Raw genomic sequence first — 21,264 nt, 5'->3', positions numbered from 1 at the left:
TTTTTCCGCTGATTGACGGGAAAAGGGTTTTTTTAGTCGTCCGCGACCGGGAGCCGGATCGTCGCTTCGGTGCCGACGCCCGGCGTGCTCTGAAACGACAACTCGCCGCTCATCTTCTCCACGATGCGAAACGTCACCATCAGACCGAGGCCGCCGCCCTGCTTTTTGGTGGAGTAAAACGGCTGGCCCAACTGTTTGACTTGGTCCTCTGTCATGCCAATGCCTGTGTCGAGCACGCGCACGCAGACGGACGATTGCTCGACGCGTGCCTGCAGCGTGACCGTTCCGCCGCTTCTGGCGCTGGCTTCGACGGCGTTTTTCAAGAGGTTGATCACCGCTTGCTTCAATTTATCCGAGTCGGCGCACACCCGGAGGGGAGGGTCGATGTGCGCTTGCAGCTTTAGGCCGCGCTGTTGCGCATAGGGCTTCATCAACGTCACGACATCGTGCAGTACCGGGGCGGCGTCCAACACCGTCATCGACTCCGCATGCGGTGTGGCGAAGTTCAGATAATCGCTGATGATGAATTCGGCACGATCCAATTCGGCGAGTGCCGTGTTCAAGTCGTTTTTTTGGTTTTGGTCATCCAAGTTTCCGCGCACCAATTGCAAGCAGCGGCGCACGACGGTCAACGGATGCCGCACTTCATGGGCGATCGACGGTGCCAAATCGGAGATGACGCGGAGTTGTTCCGATCGCTTCACTTCGTCGCGCATCCGGGTCGTGGAGATCATGTTTTCGAGGAGCCACGCGGCGACCGCCATGACAGCGGCTTGCAAGAGTCCGTACAGAATCAGAAACAGCCAGTTCTTGGCGGCTTCGGCGCGATAGGAGAGATGTGCGAACAGATTGATTTCATAGGAGAGGCGCACGAGAAATATCAGATACTCCACCATCGTAAATCCCACGACGACGGCGAGGCGTTGCCGGGGGCGGAAGGAGTAAAACTTTCGGACAAACGGAAGCAGCAAGAGCAGCATCGCCAACTGAAACAAAATGGAAAACCAAGCGGATTGCCCCCCGACCCACAGGCGGAAGGACATCTCGATACCAAGCGAGAGACTTGCGGACAGAAAACCGCCGTACAGAAGCGACAGCGTCAACGGAATCGCCCGCAAGTCCCAATAGAATCCGTAGCCGTCGATATACGGATATCGCAAACACAACAACGCGGAGATTCCATAGAGGATTCCGACCCACCACGTATGGCGACGCGTCAGCTTTTGAAGCGGGTTGTTGTAGAAAACTTGGAAGATCAGCACGGGAAACAGCACAATCATCACATTCAAGAAAAAATCCTTGCTCAAGGCGGTACCCCTCTTCCACGGAGTCGGAATGACATCGTGACTCTAGTATGCCAGAAAGATCTCGCATTGCCATCTGGAAATCAAGACCGAAAAAAGAGAGCGGCACCGGGGCCGGCTCTCTCCTTCTCAACCGCCGTTGCGGCACCAGTTGGCAAAGTGCTCACAGTTGTTGTGAAACAGATTGTAGTCCCGCTCTCCGACCCGCGCATACGCCCGGCGGACGATCTCGCGGTCGGAATAACGCTTGATGCTGTGTTTGCGGTGCACGTTGACGCCCGCCGCGAAGCCTTCGAGCGAGTCTTCGATGACGCCGTGGTCGAGCAAGTAATGAACGACGCGGCCGGACCCGACGTAGATGCCGTGGTGCGTATAGCCGAGGCGTTGGCAATAGACGTGATCGCCCGCTTGCAGCCGGTGCGTCTCGTCGGTGAGCAGCCTGCGCGATACAGAGCGCGGGTCGTTGGCGTCGAGAAAGTTTTCCACCGTTTGGGACAGATTGCGGATCTCCCGCACCGACGAATGCTTGCCGATCTCCGTTGCCGCTTGCACCGCTTCCCCCAACAGCCCCAAGACCCCGACTCGCGAACTCCCGGAGCGGCGATTCCTTCTGCTCATGTTCATACCCTCCCCTGAAAGTGAAGCGATTGTATTTAATTTTAGTGTACTAAATTTAGTGAGATTTTCCAAGGTTGTAAATGAGGTTACGGGGTGGTTTTTGATCAAGAAGGGGGAAGAAACAGGGAATTTTTTGCAGACTATCGAATACAAACACAAACGAGCAGGAAGGGAGTCTACCCATTGAAACGCAACTTGACGATCTTGCACACCAACGACATTCACTCCAACTTTGCCCACGAGCTCAAACTGGCCGGGTTGCTTCGGGAAAAAAGAAACAGCCTGCGCGCGGCAGGCGTGCCTGTTTTGGTTGTGGACGGCGGCGATCATCTGGATATCTCGATTTTGGAATGCCAAGCGACAGACGGACAACTCAATCTCGACCTGCACGCGGCGCTCGGCTACCACGCCGCAGCGGTCGGCAACAACGAACTGTCGCGCTTCACGCTGGAGCAGATTCGCGGACTAAGCCGTGCCTCCCGCGTGCCGTGGTTGCTCGCCAACGTTGTGGAAGGAGACGGTTCTCCGATCGGCGGCATGCAAGAGGCGTTGCTGCTCGACCTCGACGGTATCAAAATCGGACTGACGGGGATCACCGATCAGTTCGGCACGTTCTATGAAGACGCGCTGCACGTCAAAAACGCAGACACCGTCACCGCCGTCCGCACGCAAGCGGAGCGCTTGCGTGCTCAAGGCGCCGACCTCGTCGTCCTGCTGTCGCACGCCGGATTGAACCAAGACCAAGAATTGGCGCCCCGCTTGGCGGGACATGTCGACTTGATCATCGGCGCGCATACGCATGACGCGTTGCATGAACCGTTGCACGAGGCGGGCGTATGGATCGCTCAAGCGGGGGCGATGGCGCGATTCTTGGGCGAGTTGACGCTGGAATTGGACTTGCAGGCAGCGCCCGGTCAGACGATCACTTCTCTGCAAGGCTGCCTGCATCCGGTCGAAGAAGACATGCTTCCGGACGCGGAACTTCAACAGATCTACGAGGACGCTCAATCGGTGATCGAAGCGAAAATCTCCGAAGTCCTCGGCGTGCTTGAAACTCCGGTGTCCCACGACGAACTGATCGCGCACCTCGCCGCCGTCATGCGCGACTATTACCAAGCGGAACTCGGCATGATGTTCGGAGCGGTTGCGGTCGCGGGATTTCCGGCGGGGCCGCTCACCGTGGGCGACATCTACCGCAACCTGATGAGCTTGGTCAACGTCACCAAGTTTGAATTCCAAGGCAAGCAACTCCTGGGCTTGCTCCACGAACGAAACAACCCGGACATCTACAACCGCCACAAAATCGGCGGCGGCGTCCGTCCCAAGGAAGGGCTTCCTGTCGGCAAGATTCAATTCGACGGTCTGACGTGGGACGAAAGGGACAGGGAGATTACCAACTGCCGCGTCAACGGTGAGCCGCTCGACCCCGAACGCTGGTACACCGTCGGCGGCGGCGAGCACTTGGGTTATGCGGACTCGCTCTACTACCCCTCGCTGGAGGGGTCGAAGATTCTGCACGTCGATGACTATACCTACGTCAAGGACGCGTACATCGCACACATCCGCAATCAACGCAAGGAGGTCACTTCATGACCCGACTTCCCCTGCAAAACCGGCTCGCGATCATCACCGGAGCATCCCGCCGTGTCGGGATCGGCGCGGCGGCGGCAAGAGCTCTGGCGGCACGCGGTGCCGACATTCTCATGGTGTACTGGAGTTCGTACGACCAGCTCTCGGCGGAAGAAGTTCGCCGTGTCGAACCGTTGCAACTGCAGGAGGAACTGCAAGCGACGGGCGTGCGCTGTGAGCGGCTTGAACTCGATCTTGCACAGCCTCATGCTTACCAAGAAGTTTTCAAAGCCGCAGAACTGATGGGAACGCCGCAAATCCTCGTCAACAACGCTTGTTATTCCACGAACGACGGCCTTGACGCCCTCGATGTGGAGACGCTGGATCGGCACTATGAAATCAACGTCCGCGCGACCACGATGTTGACGGTTGAGTTTGCGAAGCGATTTTCGCTCCCGTCGGGAGGGCGCGTCATCTCGCTGACATCCGGGCAATCGCTCGGCCCGATGTACACGGAAATCGCGTACGCGATCACCAAAGGGACGGTGGAGACGCTGACCACGACGCTCGCGCCGGTGCTTGCCAAGAGAGGAATCACCATCAACGCCGTCAACCCCGGCCCCACCGACACCGGCTGGATGGACGCGGAGTTGGAGCAAGCCTTGCTGGCTCAATTCCCGCTGGGCCGCGTGGGGAAACCGGAAGACGCGGCGCGGTTGATTGCGTTTCTCGCGACCGATGAAGCCGAGTGGATCACCGGGCAGATCATTCATTCCGAAGGCGGCTTTCAACGATAAGAGGGCGGGCGACTCCCACCCTCTTCATTTTTTCAGAAAAAGAACCCCCAACAACATCCCGCCAAACGCCAAAAACGTCCAATCTCCAAACGCCACCGCCTGATATCCCATATACGACAACACCCCGACCAGCGCCGCACCGAATCCGCCCTGCCGCACGCCTGCCACCAAACGCCTGCGCGTCAACACCTCCCGACTGATCCTCTGCCCCCGCTCCGTGTAAAACCGAATCCGCTTCAGCGCTTCCTCATAATTGCGCTTAAACACTTCCGCCTCAAACCGCTCGCCCTGCCCCGCCAAGAAATCAATCTCCGCGATTCCGCGCAAACACTCCGCCAGCGGGTCTTTTTTACCCGACTGCGCTTCTTGCGGAAACGACAACCGAGCCTCGCGAATTTCCGACTTCATGCCCATAAACGACCGAATCAAATCAAACCGCAGCGCCGCCACCGTGTGCTCGCGAACTTCGCCGTCCTCCCCGACCGTGACAAACGGCAACTTCACCCGCCGCCCCGTCGGGTTGTTCATCGCGAGCAACAACGGCCCCTGCCACTGGGCATCCAGCGCCATCGAAAAATGCCCGAACCCGCCCGCCGTCACGCTCGCTTTGGACAGCAACGTCCCGGCGATATACCGCGGAAGCCGCACCGCCTCCCGCGTCAAGACCAACACCGTATCCTGCGGCTCCACCCAACAAAACTTCTCCGCTCCCTCGTGCACGACGGGCACCAACAACCGCGAGTTTAGCGAAAACACCCACTCCGTCGGCGTTAAATCATACCCGGCGGGCGTTATCTTGCCTTCCTCAAACGGCCAAATCACCACTTCGCCGCTCGTTAAGCCTTCCCGAATCTCGTTCTCCGTCAACAGACCGATTACCGGCTGCGCTTCTTCTGCCTGCATACGACTCACCTCTTACCACTCGGTCTAGCCATAAGCACGCAGAAAAAAACGGAGCCGCAACAGCGGCCCCGTTTATTTTTTTCGCTCGAACGTGAAGTACGTGTGGCGGTAGACGTTGTGCTCATCCACCGTGCCGGGCTTCTGCTCCACGACCCGCCATTCCAGCGGATCGAACTCCGGGAACACCACGTCCCCCTCAAACGTGTGCCGGATCACCGTGATGTACATCCGTTCCGCTTGCGGCAGCACTTCGCGGAACAGCTCTGCGCCGCCGATCACGAACAGGTCGCCCTCCGGCAGTTCGTCCAGCGCATGAATCACGTCCACGCCCGCTGCCGACCAGTCCTGCTGGCGCGTCAGCACCACGTTGCGCCGCCCCGGCAGCGGCTTCCCGATCGACTCAAACGTCTTGCGCCCCATGACGACCGTGTGCCCCGTCGTGGTGGCTTTGAAGTGCGCCAAGTCGGCCGGCAAGTGCCACGGCAGTTTGTTGTCAATGCCGATCACACGGTTCTCATCCATCGCTACAATCAAGGAAATCAACCCGACACCCTCTCTCCGCTTTTGTCCAAGTAAAACACATGCTCCAAGGAAATCCCCGCGTCTTCCACCGTGATCAAGCCGTAGGAAAAAAGCGGCTGTTTTCGCTTATCCGTCGCCGAACCGGGGTTGAACAGCCGGATGCCGTTCTCTTCCTTCAATAAAGGTATATGCGAATGACCGAACACGATCACGTCGACCTCTTCTCCGGCAAACGCCGCGAGGGCGCGCTGCTCAGTCGTTTTTCCCTTGCCGTCGCCGTGGACGAGCCCGATGCGAAAGTTCCCGGCGGAGATGATTTTTTTCCGACCGAAGCGCTCGACGAGCTCCTCGCCGTCCACGTTGCCCGCCACGCCGTTAACCGGTGCAATCTCTGCGAGCATATCATACACCGCCAGAGTCTGCCAATCTCCGGCATGCAAAATCAAATCGACACCCTGCAACCCCTCGCGCAACGCGGCGGGAAGCACCTTGCCGCGCTTGGGCATGTGGGTGTCGGACACCACACCGATTCGCACGTGCAACACCTCCCCTTCTAGGATAGAAAAAATTCTCTGTTTCAAGACGGGGTTCCTGCGCGTCTACTTCATAAGCAAACTGAAAGGATGGAAGTCCCATGACGCTGAACACCCGAATTTGGATCGTACTCCTCGCCGCCCTGCTCCTCGGCGGGTGTTCCTACCTTGGAAAAAACCAAACGGCCCCGCAAGCCGATCGCCCTTTGCCAGACAATGGTCCCGCGCAAGTCTCGCCTGCGCAGAGCCGTCCTCACAACGAGGCTCGCGACATCCGAGGCGTGATCGAAGGCTTTTACGGCGACCCGTGGACAACCGCACAGCGCATCCGCATGCTGAGCTTCCTGGGCGAGCATCACTTCAATACCTACGTCTACGCCCCCAAGGACGACCCGTACCAGCGCAAACGGTGGAGCGACCTCTACCCGTCGGAGAATTTGCGCGACATGCAAACGCTCGTGCAAACCGCGACGACGGGCGGCATCCACTTCGTCTACTCCCTCTCGCCCGGACTGCCGGCTCCCTTGCCGGGCGAAACCTCCAAACCGGACGACGAGGCGCGCTCGATCACGTACTCCTCGCCCGCCGACCGCGACAAACTCGCCGCCAAGATCGACCAATTGCGCAGTATCGGCGTGCATGACTTCCTGCTCTCCTTCGACGACGTGCAGGAAAAACTGAAGCCCGCCGACCAGAGCGCGTTCGGAAACAACTACGCGTCGGCGCATGTCGCACTCGCCGATGATCTCTATCAGAGAGAGCACGCAGTCGACCCGAATTTCAAGCTCTGGTACGCCCCGACCACTTACTACGGCGTGCAAGACAACCCGTACTGGCAAGAGATCCGCACGCGTCTCGACACGTCGATCTCCGTGATCTGGACGGGCAAGTGGGTGCTTAACGAGACGATCACCAGCGCCGAAGCGGATGAAGTCGCGACATTGCTCGGCCGCAAGCCGCTGCTCTGGGATAACTATCCTGTCAACGACTACACCTACGTCGTGAAAAAAGCGCCGCAACTGTTCCTCGGACCGCTCGAAGGACGTTCCCCCGATCTGCCGGATCACCTCTCCGGCTACATCGCGAACCCGCAATTGCAAGAGGAAGCGTCCAAAGTTGCCCTTGCGACCGCCGGAGACTATTTGCAAAACCCGGCGGGCTACCAACCGAACACCGCTTGGAAAAACGCCCTCCCAAGCGTCGGCGGTGTCGGTGACCCGACCGCTTGGCAACACTTCGCCGGCTATGCCGAGGAGAGCACGCTGCGCACGACGGGCAACCCCGAATTCACGAGGTTGACCCTCGACTACTGGAACGCTCCGAACGCGGAGGCACGCGCTTCCGCAGAAGCCCGCCTGCGCGCCGAGTTTGAATCTCTCGCCGCGTTGCCCGAGCACCTGCACGCGACCCTCGACAACCAAGCGCTGCTGACGGAGATCGACCCGTGGCTCCAAAAGCTCGCGGCCGAAGCCCAAGCCGGTCTCGCCGCGCTCGATCATCTGCACGACCCGCAGAATTCTGTGCTGCGCCAACAACTCAAAGCCCGCTTGCAAGCCGCCCGATCCACCTCCTATAAAATCGGCGACGAACTGCTCACCTTCGCTCAACAAGCCGCCGCCCGCTGAGAAAAAACGAACCGCACGCGCAAATGCCCGTGCGGTTTTTACAATTCTCTACTATACTGATTAATAGAAGTCAAGAAGGGAGGTCGCTGCATTTATGACCCTCGACCCGCAAGTCGTCCGGATGATGGAACTGCTCGCCAAAAGCAAACTGCCCCCGCTGGAAACGCTGCAACCTCCGGCTGCGCGCAAAGCGTTGACCGTCCGTCACCTGCGCGCCCGGCAAGCCGTCGGGAAACTGATCCCGCCCGAACCGGTGCATGCGGTGGAAGACCTCGTGATCCCCGTGTACGGCGGCGAGATCCAGATTCGTCTGTACCGACCGGAGGGCACGGGACGGATGCCGGCGTTGGTGTTTTTTCACGGAGGAGGGTTTGTGCTCGGAAGCCTTCAATCGCACGACGACATCTGCCGGGCGTTGGCGAACTTTACGCCGTGTGCGGTGATTTCGGTGGAGTACCGCCTCGCCCCTGAATACAAGTTTCCGACTCCCTTGATGGACGCGTATGCCGCGGCGGAGTGGGTGTTTGCCAACGCGGACGACCTGCAACTCGATGCGCAACGCATTGCTGTTGGAGGAGACAGCGCGGGCGGCAACCTTGCGACAGGCGTGTGCCGTTTGGCGCAGGAACGGGGCGGGTTTCGGCCTTGCTTTCAACTGTTGCTGTACCCCGCGACCCACCTTGCGGACGAGACATCCTCGAAACGGCAGTTCGCCAAGGGGTATCAGCTTGACGACACGTTGCTTCATTACTTCCACCAGCATTATGTACATACAGAGGACGAGTTCCAGAACCCGATGGTCTCGCCGCTTTTGCACGCCGAGTCCGATCTTGCGCAACTTCCTCCCGCGCATGTCCTTACCGCCGAATGCGATCCTCTGCGCGACGAAGGAGAAGCGTACGCCCGCAAGTTGCAACGTGCGGGCGTGCCTTGCACGTTGACCCGCTATGACGGCATGATTCATGGATTTCTGGCGATGGGGGCGTTCTTGGATCGGGCGGAGGAAGGGTTGCGCGAGGTGGCGGAAGTTTTGCGAACGAACGCCTTTCAGAGATCTGTATAGAGAACCCGTGGAGCAGATGCCCACGGGTCTTTTTTTCGAAACGGTTTTACGCGTTGATTTGCAGTTTGGCAAGTTCCGCACCCAGGAACTTCGCGACTTCCAGCATGCCGTACTTGCCGGCGGCTGCTTCGGCATCGGAGTTGTAGTTGGTGTTCGTGTTGATGTCGTACGTGTAGATCTCGCCTTCGGCGTTGCGGATGAACTCGATGCCTGCCACTTGCACGCGGTTCGCTTTCAGCACCGCCGCGTACTTCTCCAGAATCGGGTCGTCGAAGCCGTCGAGGATCTGGAACTTCGGCTTCTCTTCCACTTGCTCGCCCACCGGGCAGAACAGGTCGCCGATCTGGCATGCGTCAGCCGGGCAGAGCTCAAACCCGCCGGACGTGTCCACGCGTACCGCATAGACGAAGTTCCCGCCGACGAACTCGCAACGGGTGATAAACGGCTCCGGTGCTTGGATGTACTCTTGGATCAGCGTGATCCCGTCGACCGGTTCTTCAAACTCCGGCGAGTTCAAGTACGCTTCCAACCCTTCGAGCGTTTGGAACAATTGCACGCCCAAGCCCTTGCCCGCGCGGTTGTGCTTCGTGATGAACGGCTGGCCCGCATACGAACGCGCCGCCTCCAAGATCTGCTCTTTGCCCACCGCAGCGGTGGTTTTCGGCGTGCGCACGCCGCCTGCGTTCAACGCGAGGTACTGCTTCACTTTGCTGACTTCCAGCTCCAGGGCGCGCGTCCCGTTGAACACAGTGCGGCCGTGCGCTTCCAGCCACGCCAACACGTTCGACGTAAACTCCGGAGCGAAACGGTGATCGCGCGTATGCGCCGATGCGCTCATGCGGGAGTAGAAGATCCCCTCCGGCGGCGTTTGCGTCAAATCGAGCGTGCCTTGGTCGAGATGCCATTCCTCGTACGGCAGGTTCAATTCTTCCAGACGGCGGGTCAAGTGCACCGTCCACTCGCTGTTTTCATGTATCACATAAATTTTCGCCATCGGGCATACTTCCTTTGCTGTTTGAATTTTGCTTTATTATAGCACAGTGTTTCCCGCTCGGAAAACCAAGAAAAACCCGCTCCGAATCTCTTCGGGGCGGGTTCTTTTTACAGCATCGGCGGCTCGGAGTTGGTCGAAGGCATCCGGTCGGAATCCTCTTGGTTGTCGCGGATGGTTTTTTGCAGCACAAACGACGACATGATCAAGAACAAAGCCGTGACCGAATAGTACCCTTTGACAGAAAGGTCTGCATCAAGCGTATAAATTCCGATAAACATGGCGAAGGTTGCCAGAACAAAGGAGGCCCAAGCCAAGAACGTAAAAGCCTGCGTGTTGCGTTTTTTCATGAATGACACCCCTCCTAAATAATGTCATCTTACAATGGAATTTATTCCTTTGCAACTGGTGGAGTAAAAATTCATTACAGAGGAGGTTAAAAACGTGTTACCCGCGCAACGGCAAGCGGACGGACATCGTCGTGCCTTGGCCCAATTCGCTCTCGGCGCGAATCTTGCCGCCGTGTACTTCGACGATCCACTTGGCGATCGAGAGCCCCAAGCCGGTGCCGGGGTGCGTGCGCGCGCGCATCTTGTCCCCGCGGAAGAAGCGATCAAACACACGGGGCACATCTTCCGCTGAAATGCCGATGCCGTTGTCGGTCACTTCGATCTGCACATGGTTGGCCATCTTGCGGCAAGAGATCTGCACGCGCCCGCCCTCTTGCGTGTATTTCAAGGCGTTGTCGAGCAAGATCACCAGCAATTGCTGCAACCGCTCTTCATCGGCGAGAATTTCCACGGGGCTGTCGACGGTGGACTCCAACTCGATCTCCTTTAGCATCGCCAATTCCCGGAATCGGTCTGCCATCCGCTCCACCAGCGTGTCGATGCGCATCGGTTGACGCAAAATCTCCAACTCGTTGGAGTCGGAACGGGCGAGGGTCAGCAGTTGCGAAACCAACTTGTTCATGCGGTTGGCTTCGTCAATCGCGTCGGAGATCCCCTCGCTCTCTTGCTCAATCGTGTGGTCGGGATGGCGGAAGAGGCGTTCCAGCGATGTTTTCATGACGGTCAGCGGCGTGCGCAGTTCGTGCGAAGCGTCGGCGACGAACTCTTGTTGTTTGTTCCACGCTTGCTGGATCGGACGCAGCGCCCGCGACGCGAGGTAGATGCCCGCCCCCACGGCGAGCAACGCGCAGACCGCGCCGGAGACGATGATCACCCAGAGCATGCTCGTCAGCATCTCTTGGGACTGCTGCAAGTTCGAGAGCAGTTGCAGGGTGCAAATTGATTGCCCGGTGCTCAATTGGAAGTTCACCGGAACGTTGAGGACACGGTAGTCTTCGTTGCCGAGCGTCACGGTCAAGTATTGACCGTTCACGTCCACGGGCAGGAGATCGTCCGTTTGGTGTCCGTTCTTGGCACCCGGTTTCGCAAGCGCGGCGGCGGTGGCACTGTCTGGCGCTTTGCCCGCCGTCGAGCTGTCGGTCTTGCCCGCGTCCGATTTGGCCGGGCGCAGTTTGCTCATGTCCTCTTGAAAAAGGGCACCCTGCGGCATCTGCAACACCGGGGTGCCTTTGTCGTCCCAAAGCACGTAGACGGCGCGCCGTTCCGCTTCGCGCTGCTCCAGCGGACGGCGGTCGATCGTGCCGTGTGCCGCATCGTGCAGGAAGTGTTGGGCGTTGTCGTTCAAGGTCTGGTCGGTTTGCGCGTACAGACGCTGTTTGGTATAGATGTACAGCGTCGTCGAAAACGCCGTCAACAGCAGGAAAAAAACCAGCGTGTTGAGGAGGACGAGGCGCAGTTTGGTTTTTTTGAACATGCGCCTTACGCCTCCTTGAGCATGTAGCCGACGCCTCGGACGGTGCGGATCATGGACTCGCATTGGAAGGGGGCGAGTTTCTTGCGCAGGTAGTGGATGTAGAGGTCGACGATCGAGTCGTTCGCCTCCGAATCCAAGCCCCAGATGCGGTCGAAGATCTGACTGCGGCTGAGGATCTGTTCGCGGTTTTGCACCATGTATTGCAGGAGTTCGTATTCCTTGTTCGTGAGCTTGAGCGGCGTGCCTTGCACACAGCCGTCATGTTCTTTGGGCAAAAACGTAATCGGTCCGTACGAGAGTTCCCCCTCCGGGCCGATCTTGCCGTCGCGGCGCAGCAGCGCGCGGATGCGGGCGAGCAGTTCTTCGACGGCGAACGGTTTGACGAGGTAGTCGTCCGCGCCGGCGTCGAGCCCGCGCACGCGGGCGTCGACGGAGTCCTTGGCGGTCAGGAAGAGCGCGGGCGTTTTGATGCCTTGCTTGCGGAGTTCTTTGATCAGGGAGAGACCGTCGAGGCCGGGCATCATGATGTCGAGGATCAGCAGGTCGTAGCCGTTGGTTTCTGCGAGCAGCAGACCTTCGTCGCCCGCTTCCGCTTCGTCGGTTTCATAAGATTCGTCTTGCAGGACTTGGACGACGGCGTGCCGAATGGCGCGGTCGTCTTCGACAACTAAGACTTTCATCGTCATTTCTTCCAGAGCCTCCATGCGTTCCAGAGGTTTGCCGTCAACAGGCCGATCAACAGGTAGGCGAGACCTCCCCAAGTCAAGTAAAGCACAATGGAGACGACGACGGCAATCAGAGCGAAAATCGCTTGGTCTTTCGGTTTGCCCGGCGAGGTCGGCGGGTCGGTGAGCATCACGAACCCGAGAAACAGCGCCGAGTTGACAAACGGCACGCGCAGGGCGTCGCTGGCGAGGTCGCTGTGGAATCCGGTCAGCCCCATCACGAGAAACGCGAGGAAATAGACGCCGAGAAACGTGAGAACTTGCGTGTATTTGTGCACGCGGCGGGTGACGGCGATGCCGACGGCGAGCAGGGCGAGCGTCCACCACGGCGCGAGTTCCGCCATGCCGCCCCACCAGTCTTGATTCGTGGAGAGGGCGAAGACGGCGAACAGCAAACCGACGGCGGCCGGGTTGAGGATCGGTTTTTTCTTGACGCGCAGCAGGTTTTTGACCAGCACGCCGACAGCCGATGCGGCGGCGGCGATGTACCACGGTGTCGAGACGGCGAGCACCATCGCCACGATCAGGCCGGTGAGCAGGGCGCCGTCGGACAGTTTGCTTTTGCGATTTTGCAGGAAGGCAAACGGCAAATCGACGAGCGCTCCGGCAACCATCGCGGCGGTTGCGTTGAGCAGGCCCGTTGTGTTGTGCGTGAAGCCGAGGCCGATCGCGGTGAGAAACAGCAACGCGAGCAGCACGAACGCTTTGGGGGTCGACCAGTAGCTCGGTTTCTGCGCGGTGCGGGTCGGTTCGTTTGGGACGGAAGCAGGGGGCTGTGAGTTGGGCGGTTGTGCGGCTTGCAAGTTCATTTCGATGCCTCCCTTCCTCCGAGAATTGTCAAGTCCGGCGTGATGAAGAGTCCGGAGAGTCCCGCTTCGTCGAGCAACGCTTGCCCGTCTGTCGGGCCGAGCAGAAACGCCGCGGTGGAGAACGCGTCCGCCATCATCGCATAGGAGGCGGTGACGGTGCAGGAGAGCAAGTCTTGCGCGGAAGTGCCCGTGCGCGGATCGAGCAGGTGGTGCGTGAGCGTTTGATCGGTGCTGACGGCGACGCGTTCATAACTGCCGGACGTGCAAACGGCGGAATCGGTCAGGGTGAGCGACGTGATGATTTCGTCGGGGTGCGCGGGATGCTGGATGCCGACGCGCCAGAGTTCGCCGTGTTCGTTGCGTCCTCCCGCATAGACGTCGCCGCCTGCGTTGATCAAGAAGCCTCCTGCGCGTCGCAATCCTTGCGCGGCGAGGTCGATCGCCAAGCCTTTCGCGACCGCTCCAAGGTCGAGGCGGAGCGGTTTTTTCAAGAGGATGGTGCGGTTTTCTTCATTAAGAAGGAGATCGCGGTACGTTGCGGGCTCCAGCGCTTGCGGGGCGGTTTTTTCCCCGGTGAGGTAGTTGCGGGTAAAGCCTGCGTGTTCCATACGGTGCCCGATGGTCGGGTCGAACACGCCGTGCGTCATGTCGGCGACTTCCCAAGCGAAGCGAACCGCTTCAAACAGCAGCCCGCTGACGGGAACAGGCTCTCCGACGATTTCGCACAGCCGCCGCAGTTCGCTGTCCGGGTCGAATCGCGAGCAGACCCGTTCGACTGCGGAAAAAGCGGCAAAGGCCAGGTCGAGTTGATGTTGCAGAACTTCGGGTGATTCATGTGACACCACTTGGATGGAGACGAGGGTGTCCATGTGGAGGGCGGAGCGCGTTTTCGTGCGTCGTTGGAGTCCGTTTGTCATCTCGCGTCACCTCCCTTTCGGTTGTGGATGGGATTACGATTGCGCTTGTGCGAGCGCTTGGTTCATCGCGGTGCGGAAGTCGTCTGTGGACTTCGTGGCACCGCTGACGGTGTCGACGTTGGAGCTTTGCCGCTCGACAGCTTGCGCGGGCAGTCCGTCGATGTCGCTTTGCGGATAGTGTGTGTCACAGTTGGTGATTTCTACCGCTGCGATTTTGCCGCTCTTGATGGTGACGGCGACTTCGACGGAGCCGATGCGGTTGGAGCCTGTGCCGGTGTATGTTCCGTCCTTGTACGGTTTTCCGGCGGTCGGAGTTGCGAACGCTTGCCCTTGAGAAGTGGAAGTGCCGCCGTTGGGAGCGGTGTTGGAGTTTCCGTTCGGTGCGGTCGGGGCATCGCCACGTTGCCCTTGACCTTGTCGCGGCATGTCGCCGTTGAAACGTCCCCGGTCGCGGCCGAATCGCTGTTGACCTTGGCCCGGTGGTTGCGTGAAGTTGTTGTTGTTTTCTGTATGAAGATCGGATGAGCGGAACGCGGGAGTGGACGGGTTGGCTCCGTTTTGCATCGCCTGCGCGGAGCCGGGGTCCGTTACCAGATACCCCGCGATATAGATTGCACCGATGGCGGCGGAACACAGCGCCGCCATTTTGTCCGCTTTTTTGGCCATTCTGCTCTCTCCCTCCGAGAACGCTTTTGTGGATTTTAGGGATAGGATACAACACGAAAATTTGATTTCTCTTTGAGATTTCTAAGAAAAAACCGCCCCAGGAGCAGGCGGTTTCTTGAAAGCGTCTAGTTGAGTTTGGCAAGCCAGGTCAAGAGATGCTCAGACAGGCGGTCGCGCGCGTCGGTCCAGTTGTGGTCGGTGTCTTCGAGGATGTGTTCCAGATGCGGCGCTTCGATGCGCGTGAACGCTTCCACCAGCGTGTCGTGGTGCACCGCCACCGGCCCTTCTTGGTCGCGTTCGGCTCCAAGCAGGAGAACCGGACGGTCGGTCAACCGGTCGACTTGGCGGATCAAGTTCCACGCCGGGCCGTGCTTCGTCACTTGGCTCGTCAACATCTCGCCGTCCGCTCCCGTCAGGAAGTACGACGACTCTTCCAACATGGCCGTCACTTCTGCCAGCGCTTTCGCTTCGCCGCCCAGAATCTCCGCGACGAGGCCGAAATTGAAACCGGAAATCGAAGCGACCGCTTTCACGTCCGGCACCGCAGCTGCCGTCATCAGGCTGAGAAACCCGCCCATGCTGTGCCCGATCAGCACTAAGTTCGCAAGATTCAAACGGTATGGCGCCGCCACATCCTCCCGGCGCAAGTACGCCAGCGCCGCCTGCACATCTTGGAGCGCATGTTCAAATGAAAAACTCCCTTGGCTCCCCCAAGACCCCCGGTAGTTGAACACCAACACACTCCACCCGGCGTTTTGCAACCACATCGCGAGGTCGTGGTTTTGCTGCACGCCGGGAAACCCGTGCAACAACAAAATCACCGGATGCGGACCCTCCCCTTTGGGCGTAAACAAACGACCCGCCATCACATCGTCCCCTGACGGAATCTTCAATAACGACAGCCTCTCCATCTCGTACCTCCCTCTCGTTGCCAGTTGTTAGATTTATTCTACCAATTCAAACCACTTTTGTGTATCAAAGAAAAAAGACGAGCCCTGTACGGACTCGTCTTGAGTGGATGGTTTACGCGTGAACCGGCTCGCGGTCGCGCAGTTTTTTGTGGATGTGGCGGGCGACATGCACGCCGGCAGCAGACGCTTGGGCGAGACCGCGCGTGATGCCCGCGCCGTCGCCTACCGTGAAGAGGCCGTTAATTTCCGTCTCAAAGTGATTCGTCAGCTTCGGACGAGCGGAGTAGAACTTCGCTTCCACGCCGTAGAACAGCGTGTGTTCCGACGCGATGCCCGGCGTGACTTTGTCGAGCGCGTCCATCATCTCGATCAGCGACTTCATGGTGTTGTACGGGAGCACCAGCCCGAGGTCGCCGGGAACCGCTTCTTTGAGCGTCGGTTCGAGGAAGCCTTCTGCGATGCGCTTCGGTGTCGAACGGCGGCCTTTGAGGATGTCGCCGTACTTTTGCACGATGACGGAGCCGTTCGAGAGGTCGTTGGCGCGGCGGGAAATTTCCTTCGCGTACTCGTTCGGCTTGTCAAACGGATCGGTGAACGTGTGCGAGACCAACAGCGCGAAGTTGGTGTTTTTCGAGCCGAGTTTCGGGTCTTTGTAGGAGTGGCCGTTCGCCGTCATGACGCCGGAGTGGTTCTCGACGACGACGTGCCCCGACGGGTTGGAGCAGAACGTGCGCACGCGGGTGCCGACAGAGGTGTTGAAGATGAACTTCGCTTCATAGAGATGCTTGTTGATCTCGGCCATGATCACGTCGGACGTTTCCACGCGCACGCCGATGTCCACTTGGTTGTTCGTCATGCGCAACCCGTGGCGCTTGAGGATCTCGCCCAGCCATTGCGAACCGTCGCGGCCCGGGCCGATGATAACTTTCTTGGCGCGGAGTTCTTCGCCGTTTTTCAACACGATGCCGGTGACGGTCTTGCCGTCTGCCGTTTCTTCCACGAGCACGTCCTCAACGAACGTTTTGAAGCGGGTTTCGATCTTGGTTTTGATGCCTTCGAAGATGTTCGAGAGGATCTTCAAGTTCTCTTCCGTTCCGAGATGGCGGACGCGGGCTTTGAGGAGCTTGAGTCCTGCCGATTGCGCTTTGCGTTCAATCTCCGTCACATGCGGCGTGGTCGGGTCGGTGATCGAGAGCGTCGCACCGTGCGCGAGGTTGATTTCATCTGCATATTCGATCAATTTCAGCACTTCGGACGGAGCGAGGTAGTCGCCCATCCAGCCGCCGAATTCGGTGGTCAAGTTGAATTTGCCGTCGCTGTACGCGCCGGCGCCGCCCCAACCGGCGGTGATGGAGCACGCGGGCAGGCAGCCTGCGTATTCCTTGCGCTCATGCGCGGGCGGGCATTTCACGAGTTTTTCCTCCAGGATCGGGCAACGGCGGTGGTAGATGTCGTGCCCCTTGTCGATCAACAGAACTTTGGCTTCCGGATCGAGGTGCGTCAATTCATACGCTGCAAAAATTCCACTGGGCCCTGCGCCCACGATGATCACGTCATACAACATCGTCAGGTCTCCCCTTTCAGGTTCACAGGACACGTAGTCGGCACTTTACGGGTACCGGTAGAGACACTGAGCCATATTCCCAGCGTATACGAGTCTCAACGGGTTCCATTGTACGGGAAAACACGAACGATCGTCAATATCCATTATATTTTGTTCGGGAAGAGGGGAGTGGAGCAGATTCGAGAAAAAAGAAAACCTGCCTTAGTTTGCAGGTTTCCATGTGTGCACGCTGCCGGGAATCCACTTGCCGGTGAAGTCCCGTCCGCGCAGGGTGACCGTTCCGTTTTTGACTTCGACGAACATGCCCTCGCTGTCGGGTCGCACTTGGCCGTCGGGGTTGTAAGGACGGCCGGCAGAGGATTCGTTGACCATCAGGAATCCGTCTTGGAAGAACGTCGTCGGGCGGTCGAGGTTGATGTGCGTGTGCCCGGAGAAGAAGATCACGTTCGGGTGGGCGCTGAGGATTTTTTTCAATTCCTCGTGCTGGATGACGGTGCGGTTCCAGCCTTGGCGCGCCGTGCCGGAGACGGTGTACGGCAGCGGTTGGTGCAAAAACACGAACGTTGGCTTGTCGGAGGGGGCTGCTTGCAGTTTGCCTTGCAGCCAGTTCAGTTGGGTGTCGGACAAGTAGGCGTCGTCCAGGTAGCTCGGGTCGCTCATGCGTGACTTCTCCGAACCGAGGAAGAGGAAGTGGAAGCCCTTGATCACTCTCTCCGTATAGACGGTCTTGCGCCCGGCGAAGTCGAGGAAGCGCCCGAGCGCTTTGGCATCGGTGTCGCCGTTGGGGAACGCGGATTTGTTCATCGTTTCGCTTGCGTCGTAGAACGCTTTGTAGAATTCATGGTTCCCGATTGTCACTTCAAGCGGCGGATGCGGTGTTTCCGCCAGCAGTTTGGTGATCGTGTTGTAGTCTTCCGGGAAGCCGTTGCTCAGGTCGCCGTTCATCACCAGCAAGTCGCTGTGAGGTGCGGCTTTCTCGATGTCGCCGAGCACGCGTTTGAATTTGTCTTGCGTGGCGGTGTCGCTGTGCGAGATATGGGGGTCGCTGATCACTTCAAAATTCAGCTCGTCAGGATTCTCGTTGGGAGTTGTGACGTTGGCTTCCAGCGGGGTCTTCGCATGCACGTACAGGCCCGGTTTCACGTACCAAACCAAGAGGGCAATCAGAACGGTTGCTAAGGAGATAAGCCACATACGTTTCGTCTTCATCTGATCACCTCAACTAGATTTTACACGCAATTCAAATAATTGTCTCGCGGTCATTCATGGAAACCTAAAAATAGAAGCCGCCGGGGCGGGATGTTGCCTATGTTTCTCGTAAGATCGGTATTAATAGAGTCAATGTTTATCCCGTCCGTGATGGTTGATGTTTCCTAGCAGATGGTATAATAGAAGGTATAGTCTTACACATAAGTGAGGTGTTTCTTGATGGCAGAGACTAGGATTCCAGAAGCGATTCGAAACGCTTTTGCAAGTGTAGATTTGCAAAATCAACAGATCGCTTTGGATTTTTTAGAGCATCTGTTGAGCATGGGCTTTTCTTGTGAGTACGTAAAGAACTACGGTGTGTTCGTGTTTACCTATAATCAGTTTGAGGTATGCCAGATACTTTGGGACTATCTAAATGGATTTAGCAAGATTCCGGGTTATTTGATGTTCTTAGCACCTACTCCAATAAAAGAAAAAGTCTGTTCTGAAACCCTCTTTCCGATCAAGGAGCAACCGCTCATTCGAAAACTAGTAGAAGCAAAAGAGTTTCATCATAGTTACAATGCCACACTGGGTGATCTGGATCTTCTTATACCGTTCTTTGAGCAAATTCGAGATGCGTTCTTTCGCACGGAAATTACGGTAGATTTTCGAATTGAATCGTTGGAACTTACCAACTTTCGTTGTTACAAAAGTGAAACGTTCACATTTAACCCGCAATCAACCGTATTGATTGGGAAAAATGCAAGCGGAAAAACAAGCCTGTTGGAAGGTATCACCGTTGCAATTGGCGGGTTCTTACGAGCCATCGATGAAAAAGTGGACAAGCGGGCCTTTGAAGCAAGCGACGTTAGATTCACCAGTAAGTGGGTACAAAACGCCCCTGCAACCGAACACCATCCTCCAACGGAGATGAAAGTGACCTCACGTCTCATCAACAATCGCCTCGTGTGGTCAAGAAGCCGTACCCTCTATGAATCGGATAAAAACTCTCGTACAACTTATAAAGAATCGAATGAAATCACGAGCATTGTGAAGCAGCTTGTCTCTGATGTTCGTGATGAGAAGAACTCAAGGCAAATCATTCTGCCCGTGTTTGCTTATCACGGCACAGGGCGTGTGGCCAATTTCAATCGAGATATGGGAGAAGTCGGAAAAACGGAAAAAATTTCACGATTTTTTGCATATAAAGACTGTCTGAAACCGAATTCTAATTACAAAACTTTCATTGCATGGTATCGCAAAATGAAATACTTGGCGTTCGAGATCAATCAGCAAATCCCAGTGCTTGATGCCGTAACAGACCTTCTTGTGCGTGGCTTGCGCTTGTTGACAGAAGATGAGGAGCACTTTGTAGAAGGATTGTTCTATTTTGAAGGTGAGCTTCATCTCAAGTACGAAGATGGAACTTTTTATCCAATCAGCACTTTAAGCGATGGTTACCAGGACATCATTGGGATTCTTTCAGACATTGCGTTTCGCATGGCGGTTTTAAATCCACAATTAGGTACCGAAGTATCCGCGAAGACCCCAGGGATCGTGTTGATTGACGAAGTTGATTTGCATCTGCACCCTAAATGGCAACAGAAGGTTCTATACGTATTGAAAACCCTGTTTCCCAAAGTGCAGTTTATTTCGACTACGCACTCACCCGTCATCATTTCCGCAACGGAGAAAGACGAGGCGTTTGAACTCTATCAAGAGGAAGATACAATCCTTACGAAACCGATTGGAAACCCAGCTGAATGGTACCTCTCTGATATATTGGCACAAGCTTTTCATGTCTCTTCAAAGCCGCCAGCACGAACTGCGAACTCGATTTCGGAGTCCTTGGAGGAGCTGTTGCACCGTTTCAGCGAATTGGTGAAAACCGCTGTACCCACACCCAGTGACGAGCAGAAGCGAGAGATCGAAGTGCTCTACGAACGGTTGCTTCCCAGCCTGCCTATAGATAGTCCTCGGAGAAAAGCGGTAGACGCTTTGAAGGGGCTCGTCAAATGAAACAAGTCACCAGGACAGATGCCCCGCATCCTTTGAATTGCTCGGAAACGAAACGGTCGTTCTATGAGGACCTGTACGATGAAACCGGAACCCAAGTCAAAAAACGCTGGAATGTCGTGCGAGATGCTTTGTCAGAGATGTCAGGTCATCACTGTGCCTATTGCGGGAAAAAGGCAAAAGTAGAAGTAGATCACTTTTTTCCAAAAAATAAGCGAGCCGCTCCCTATCTCGCCTATTGTTGGGAGAATTTGATTCCGGCTTGTCATGATTGCAATCAGCGAAAATTAGCATTTTTTCCTCGTTCCCTGTCTGGAAAAAGGATTATCGAATCCTGTGCGGAGGGGGTCGTTCCGCATGACCTTCTCTATGAAAAATCCACGATCATGGAAATAGCCAGTAATGACCGACTGCTCGACCCGACATTTGATCGAGTCGAGGAACATCTTACACTTGATTGTGAGTTTTTCTGCTATAACTCGCATACCAAAATTGGTGAAATCACCAAGGAAAGGTTTTTTGGTGAGGCGTTTGAGAGAAACCTCGAAAAGTTAAGTCACCTCGCCAAGAAATTGGTGAGTGAGAAGGTAACTGTCGACATACTGAATCCTATTTTTGATTTATACGGAGATGAATTTTATCTACGTGCCTACTACGAGTATTGGTATCTAGAGAATGCTGAAGGACGAATGCGTTAAGGCAAATAAAAAACACCG

General features: G+C 56.9%; 21 protein-coding genes and 1 riboswitch. Of the genes, 6 read left to right on the top strand and 15 right to left on the bottom strand.

Annotated features, from left to right (window positions below):
- Nucleotides 1–32: 32 nt before the first annotated feature.
- Nucleotides 33–1,307, bottom strand: a complete 1,275-nt coding sequence (locus EL26_RS02305; protein ID WP_038084038.1) for an ATP-binding protein — start codon at nucleotides 1,305–1,307, stop codon at nucleotides 33–35.
- A gap of 126 nt (nucleotides 1,308–1,433) precedes the next feature.
- Nucleotides 1,434–1,922: a lecithin retinol acyltransferase family protein gene (locus tag EL26_RS24840; protein WP_161780644.1), complete on the bottom strand. Its 489-nt coding sequence runs from the start codon at nucleotides 1,920–1,922 to the stop codon at nucleotides 1,434–1,436.
- Nucleotides 1,923–2,105: 183 nt separating this feature from the next.
- Here EL26_RS24840 and EL26_RS02295 point away from each other — a divergent pair, with 183 nt between their 5' ends.
- Both EL26_RS02295 and EL26_RS02290 read left to right on the top strand, forming a co-directional pair.
- Nucleotides 2,106–3,515, top strand: a complete 1,410-nt coding sequence (locus EL26_RS02295; RefSeq protein WP_052035896.1) for a bifunctional metallophosphatase/5'-nucleotidase — start codon at nucleotides 2,106–2,108, stop codon at nucleotides 3,513–3,515.
- Nucleotides 3,512–4,288, top strand: a complete 777-nt coding sequence (locus EL26_RS02290; protein ID WP_038084036.1) for an SDR family oxidoreductase — start codon at nucleotides 3,512–3,514, stop codon at nucleotides 4,286–4,288. The genes EL26_RS02295 and EL26_RS02290 overlap by 4 nt, the downstream gene beginning before the upstream one ends.
- 24 nt (nucleotides 4,289–4,312) lie before the next feature.
- Here EL26_RS02290 and EL26_RS02285 read toward each other — a convergent pair whose 3' ends face one another.
- From EL26_RS02285 to EL26_RS02275, 3 genes are all read right to left on the bottom strand, one after another.
- A complete protein-coding gene (locus tag EL26_RS02285; RefSeq protein WP_038084034.1) occupies nucleotides 4,313–5,191 on the bottom strand; it encodes a dCTP deaminase domain-containing protein in 879 nt (292 codons plus the stop codon).
- A 72-nt stretch (nucleotides 5,192–5,263) separates the two neighbouring features.
- On the bottom strand, nucleotides 5,264–5,713 hold the full coding sequence (locus EL26_RS02280) for a dihydrofolate reductase (protein ID WP_420802048.1): 450 nt from the start codon (nucleotides 5,711–5,713) through the stop codon (nucleotides 5,264–5,266).
- Nucleotides 5,714–5,730: 17 nt separating this feature from the next.
- Entirely contained in the window at nucleotides 5,731–6,249 is a 519-nt protein-coding gene (locus EL26_RS02275) for a metallophosphoesterase family protein (protein ID WP_038084029.1), read from the bottom strand.
- Nucleotides 6,250–6,347: 98 nt separating this feature from the next.
- Between EL26_RS02275 and EL26_RS02270 the strand changes: the two genes are divergently transcribed.
- Nucleotides 6,348–7,871, top strand: coding sequence for a protein O-GlcNAcase (locus EL26_RS02270; RefSeq protein WP_081856905.1), 1,524 nt, complete (start codon nucleotides 6,348–6,350; stop codon nucleotides 7,869–7,871).
- A gap of 94 nt (nucleotides 7,872–7,965) precedes the next feature.
- Entirely contained in the window at nucleotides 7,966–8,934 is a 969-nt protein-coding gene (locus EL26_RS02265) for an alpha/beta hydrolase (protein WP_038084027.1), read from the top strand.
- A gap of 46 nt (nucleotides 8,935–8,980) precedes the next feature.
- Here EL26_RS02265 and EL26_RS02260 read toward each other — a convergent pair whose 3' ends face one another.
- The 10 genes from EL26_RS02260 to EL26_RS02215 form a co-directional block, all read right to left on the bottom strand.
- A complete protein-coding gene (locus tag EL26_RS02260; RefSeq protein ID WP_038084025.1) occupies nucleotides 8,981–9,928 on the bottom strand; it encodes an ATP-grasp domain-containing protein in 948 nt (315 codons plus the stop codon).
- A 107-nt stretch (nucleotides 9,929–10,035) separates the two neighbouring features.
- Nucleotides 10,036–10,275 (bottom strand): YiaA/YiaB family inner membrane protein, encoded by a 240-nt coding sequence (locus EL26_RS02255; RefSeq protein WP_038084023.1) that lies wholly within the window; start codon nucleotides 10,273–10,275, stop codon nucleotides 10,036–10,038.
- A 97-nt stretch (nucleotides 10,276–10,372) separates the two neighbouring features.
- The gene (locus EL26_RS02250) at nucleotides 10,373–11,749 is read right to left on the bottom strand and encodes a sensor histidine kinase (RefSeq protein WP_038084021.1); all 1,377 of its coding nucleotides are present in this window, start codon (nucleotides 11,747–11,749) and stop codon (nucleotides 10,373–10,375) included.
- Between the two features lie 5 nt (nucleotides 11,750–11,754).
- Entirely contained in the window at nucleotides 11,755–12,429 is a 675-nt protein-coding gene (locus EL26_RS02245; RefSeq protein ID WP_038084274.1) for a response regulator transcription factor, read from the bottom strand.
- A 2-nt stretch (nucleotides 12,430–12,431) separates the two neighbouring features.
- Entirely contained in the window at nucleotides 12,432–13,283 is an 852-nt protein-coding gene (locus EL26_RS02240; RefSeq protein WP_052035895.1) for an RnfABCDGE type electron transport complex subunit D, read from the bottom strand.
- Nucleotides 13,280–14,200, bottom strand: coding sequence for an FAD:protein FMN transferase (locus tag EL26_RS02235; RefSeq protein ID WP_052035894.1), 921 nt, complete (start codon nucleotides 14,198–14,200; stop codon nucleotides 13,280–13,282). Before EL26_RS02235 ends, EL26_RS02240 begins: the two co-directional genes overlap by 4 nt.
- A 33-nt stretch (nucleotides 14,201–14,233) precedes the next feature.
- Nucleotides 14,234–14,866 (bottom strand): FMN-binding protein, encoded by a 633-nt coding sequence (locus EL26_RS26095; protein ID WP_038084019.1) that lies wholly within the window; start codon nucleotides 14,864–14,866, stop codon nucleotides 14,234–14,236.
- Between the two features lie 125 nt (nucleotides 14,867–14,991).
- On the bottom strand, nucleotides 14,992–15,777 hold the full coding sequence (locus EL26_RS02225) for an alpha/beta hydrolase family protein (protein WP_038084017.1): 786 nt from the start codon (nucleotides 15,775–15,777) through the stop codon (nucleotides 14,992–14,994).
- A 112-nt stretch (nucleotides 15,778–15,889) separates the two neighbouring features.
- Nucleotides 15,890–17,341, bottom strand: a complete 1,452-nt coding sequence (locus EL26_RS02220; RefSeq protein ID WP_038084014.1) for an NAD(P)/FAD-dependent oxidoreductase — start codon at nucleotides 17,339–17,341, stop codon at nucleotides 15,890–15,892.
- Between the two features lie 14 nt (nucleotides 17,342–17,355).
- Nucleotides 17,356–17,453, bottom strand: a riboswitch (purine riboswitch).
- A gap of 89 nt (nucleotides 17,454–17,542) precedes the next feature.
- Nucleotides 17,543–18,550, bottom strand: a complete 1,008-nt coding sequence (locus EL26_RS02215) for a metallophosphoesterase family protein (RefSeq protein ID WP_052035893.1) — start codon at nucleotides 18,548–18,550, stop codon at nucleotides 17,543–17,545.
- A 219-nt stretch (nucleotides 18,551–18,769) separates the two neighbouring features.
- Between EL26_RS02215 and EL26_RS02210 the strand changes: the two genes are divergently transcribed.
- Nucleotides 18,770–20,551, top strand: coding sequence for an AAA family ATPase (locus EL26_RS02210; RefSeq protein ID WP_038084011.1), 1,782 nt, complete (start codon nucleotides 18,770–18,772; stop codon nucleotides 20,549–20,551).
- On the top strand, nucleotides 20,548–21,246 hold the full coding sequence (locus tag EL26_RS23320; protein WP_052035892.1) for an HNH endonuclease: 699 nt from the start codon (nucleotides 20,548–20,550) through the stop codon (nucleotides 21,244–21,246). The genes EL26_RS02210 and EL26_RS23320 overlap by 4 nt, the downstream gene beginning before the upstream one ends.
- Nucleotides 21,247–21,264 lie beyond the last annotated feature (18 nt).

The sequence above is a fragment of the Tumebacillus flagellatus genome, assembly GCF_000714935.1.
Taxonomy (GTDB): domain Bacteria; phylum Bacillota; class Bacilli; order Tumebacillales; family Tumebacillaceae; genus Tumebacillus; species Tumebacillus flagellatus.
This window is presented reverse-complemented; position numbering and strand designations above follow the sequence as displayed.

What these genes read in the sequence shown, in the direction of transcription:
- EL26_RS02245 (WP_038084274.1), bottom strand. Translation starts at nt 12,429, where the DNA reads ATGAAAGTCTTAGTTGTCGAAGACGACCGCGCCATTCGGCACGCCGTC.
- EL26_RS02220 (WP_038084014.1), bottom strand. Translation starts at nt 17,341, where the DNA reads ATGTTGTATGACGTGATCATCGTGGGCGCAGGGCCCAGTGGAATTTTT.
- EL26_RS02225 (WP_038084017.1), bottom strand. Translation starts at nt 15,777, where the DNA reads ATGGAGAGGCTGTCGTTATTGAAGATTCCGTCAGGGGACGATGTGATG.
- EL26_RS02235 (WP_052035894.1), bottom strand. Translation starts at nt 14,200, where the DNA reads ATGACAAACGGACTCCAACGACGCACGAAAACGCGCTCCGCCCTCCAC.
- EL26_RS02265 (WP_038084027.1), top strand. Translation starts at nt 7,966, where the DNA reads ATGACCCTCGACCCGCAAGTCGTCCGGATGATGGAACTGCTCGCCAAA.
- EL26_RS02285 (WP_038084034.1), bottom strand. Translation starts at nt 5,191, where the DNA reads ATGCAGGCAGAAGAAGCGCAGCCGGTAATCGGTCTGTTGACGGAGAAC.
- EL26_RS02255 (WP_038084023.1), bottom strand. Translation starts at nt 10,275, where the DNA reads ATGAAAAAACGCAACACGCAGGCTTTTACGTTCTTGGCTTGGGCCTCC.
- EL26_RS02290 (WP_038084036.1), top strand. Translation starts at nt 3,512, where the DNA reads ATGACCCGACTTCCCCTGCAAAACCGGCTCGCGATCATCACCGGAGCA.
- EL26_RS02250 (WP_038084021.1), bottom strand. Translation starts at nt 11,749, where the DNA reads ATGTTCAAAAAAACCAAACTGCGCCTCGTCCTCCTCAACACGCTGGTT.
- EL26_RS02270 (WP_081856905.1), top strand. Translation starts at nt 6,348, where the DNA reads ATGACGCTGAACACCCGAATTTGGATCGTACTCCTCGCCGCCCTGCTC.
- EL26_RS26095 (WP_038084019.1), bottom strand. Translation starts at nt 14,866, where the DNA reads ATGGCCAAAAAAGCGGACAAAATGGCGGCGCTGTGTTCCGCCGCCATC.
- EL26_RS02280 (WP_420802048.1), bottom strand. Translation starts at nt 5,713, where the DNA reads ATGGATGAGAACCGTGTGATCGGCATTGACAACAAACTGCCGTGGCAC.
- EL26_RS02210 (WP_038084011.1), top strand. Translation starts at nt 18,770, where the DNA reads ATGGCAGAGACTAGGATTCCAGAAGCGATTCGAAACGCTTTTGCAAGT.
- EL26_RS24840 (WP_161780644.1), bottom strand. Translation starts at nt 1,922, where the DNA reads ATGAGCAGAAGGAATCGCCGCTCCGGGAGTTCGCGAGTCGGGGTCTTG.
- EL26_RS02260 (WP_038084025.1), bottom strand. Translation starts at nt 9,928, where the DNA reads ATGGCGAAAATTTATGTGATACATGAAAACAGCGAGTGGACGGTGCAC.
- EL26_RS02215 (WP_052035893.1), bottom strand. Translation starts at nt 18,550, where the DNA reads ATGAAGACGAAACGTATGTGGCTTATCTCCTTAGCAACCGTTCTGATT.
- EL26_RS02240 (WP_052035895.1), bottom strand. Translation starts at nt 13,283, where the DNA reads ATGAACTTGCAAGCCGCACAACCGCCCAACTCACAGCCCCCTGCTTCC.
- EL26_RS23320 (WP_052035892.1), top strand. Translation starts at nt 20,548, where the DNA reads ATGAAACAAGTCACCAGGACAGATGCCCCGCATCCTTTGAATTGCTCG.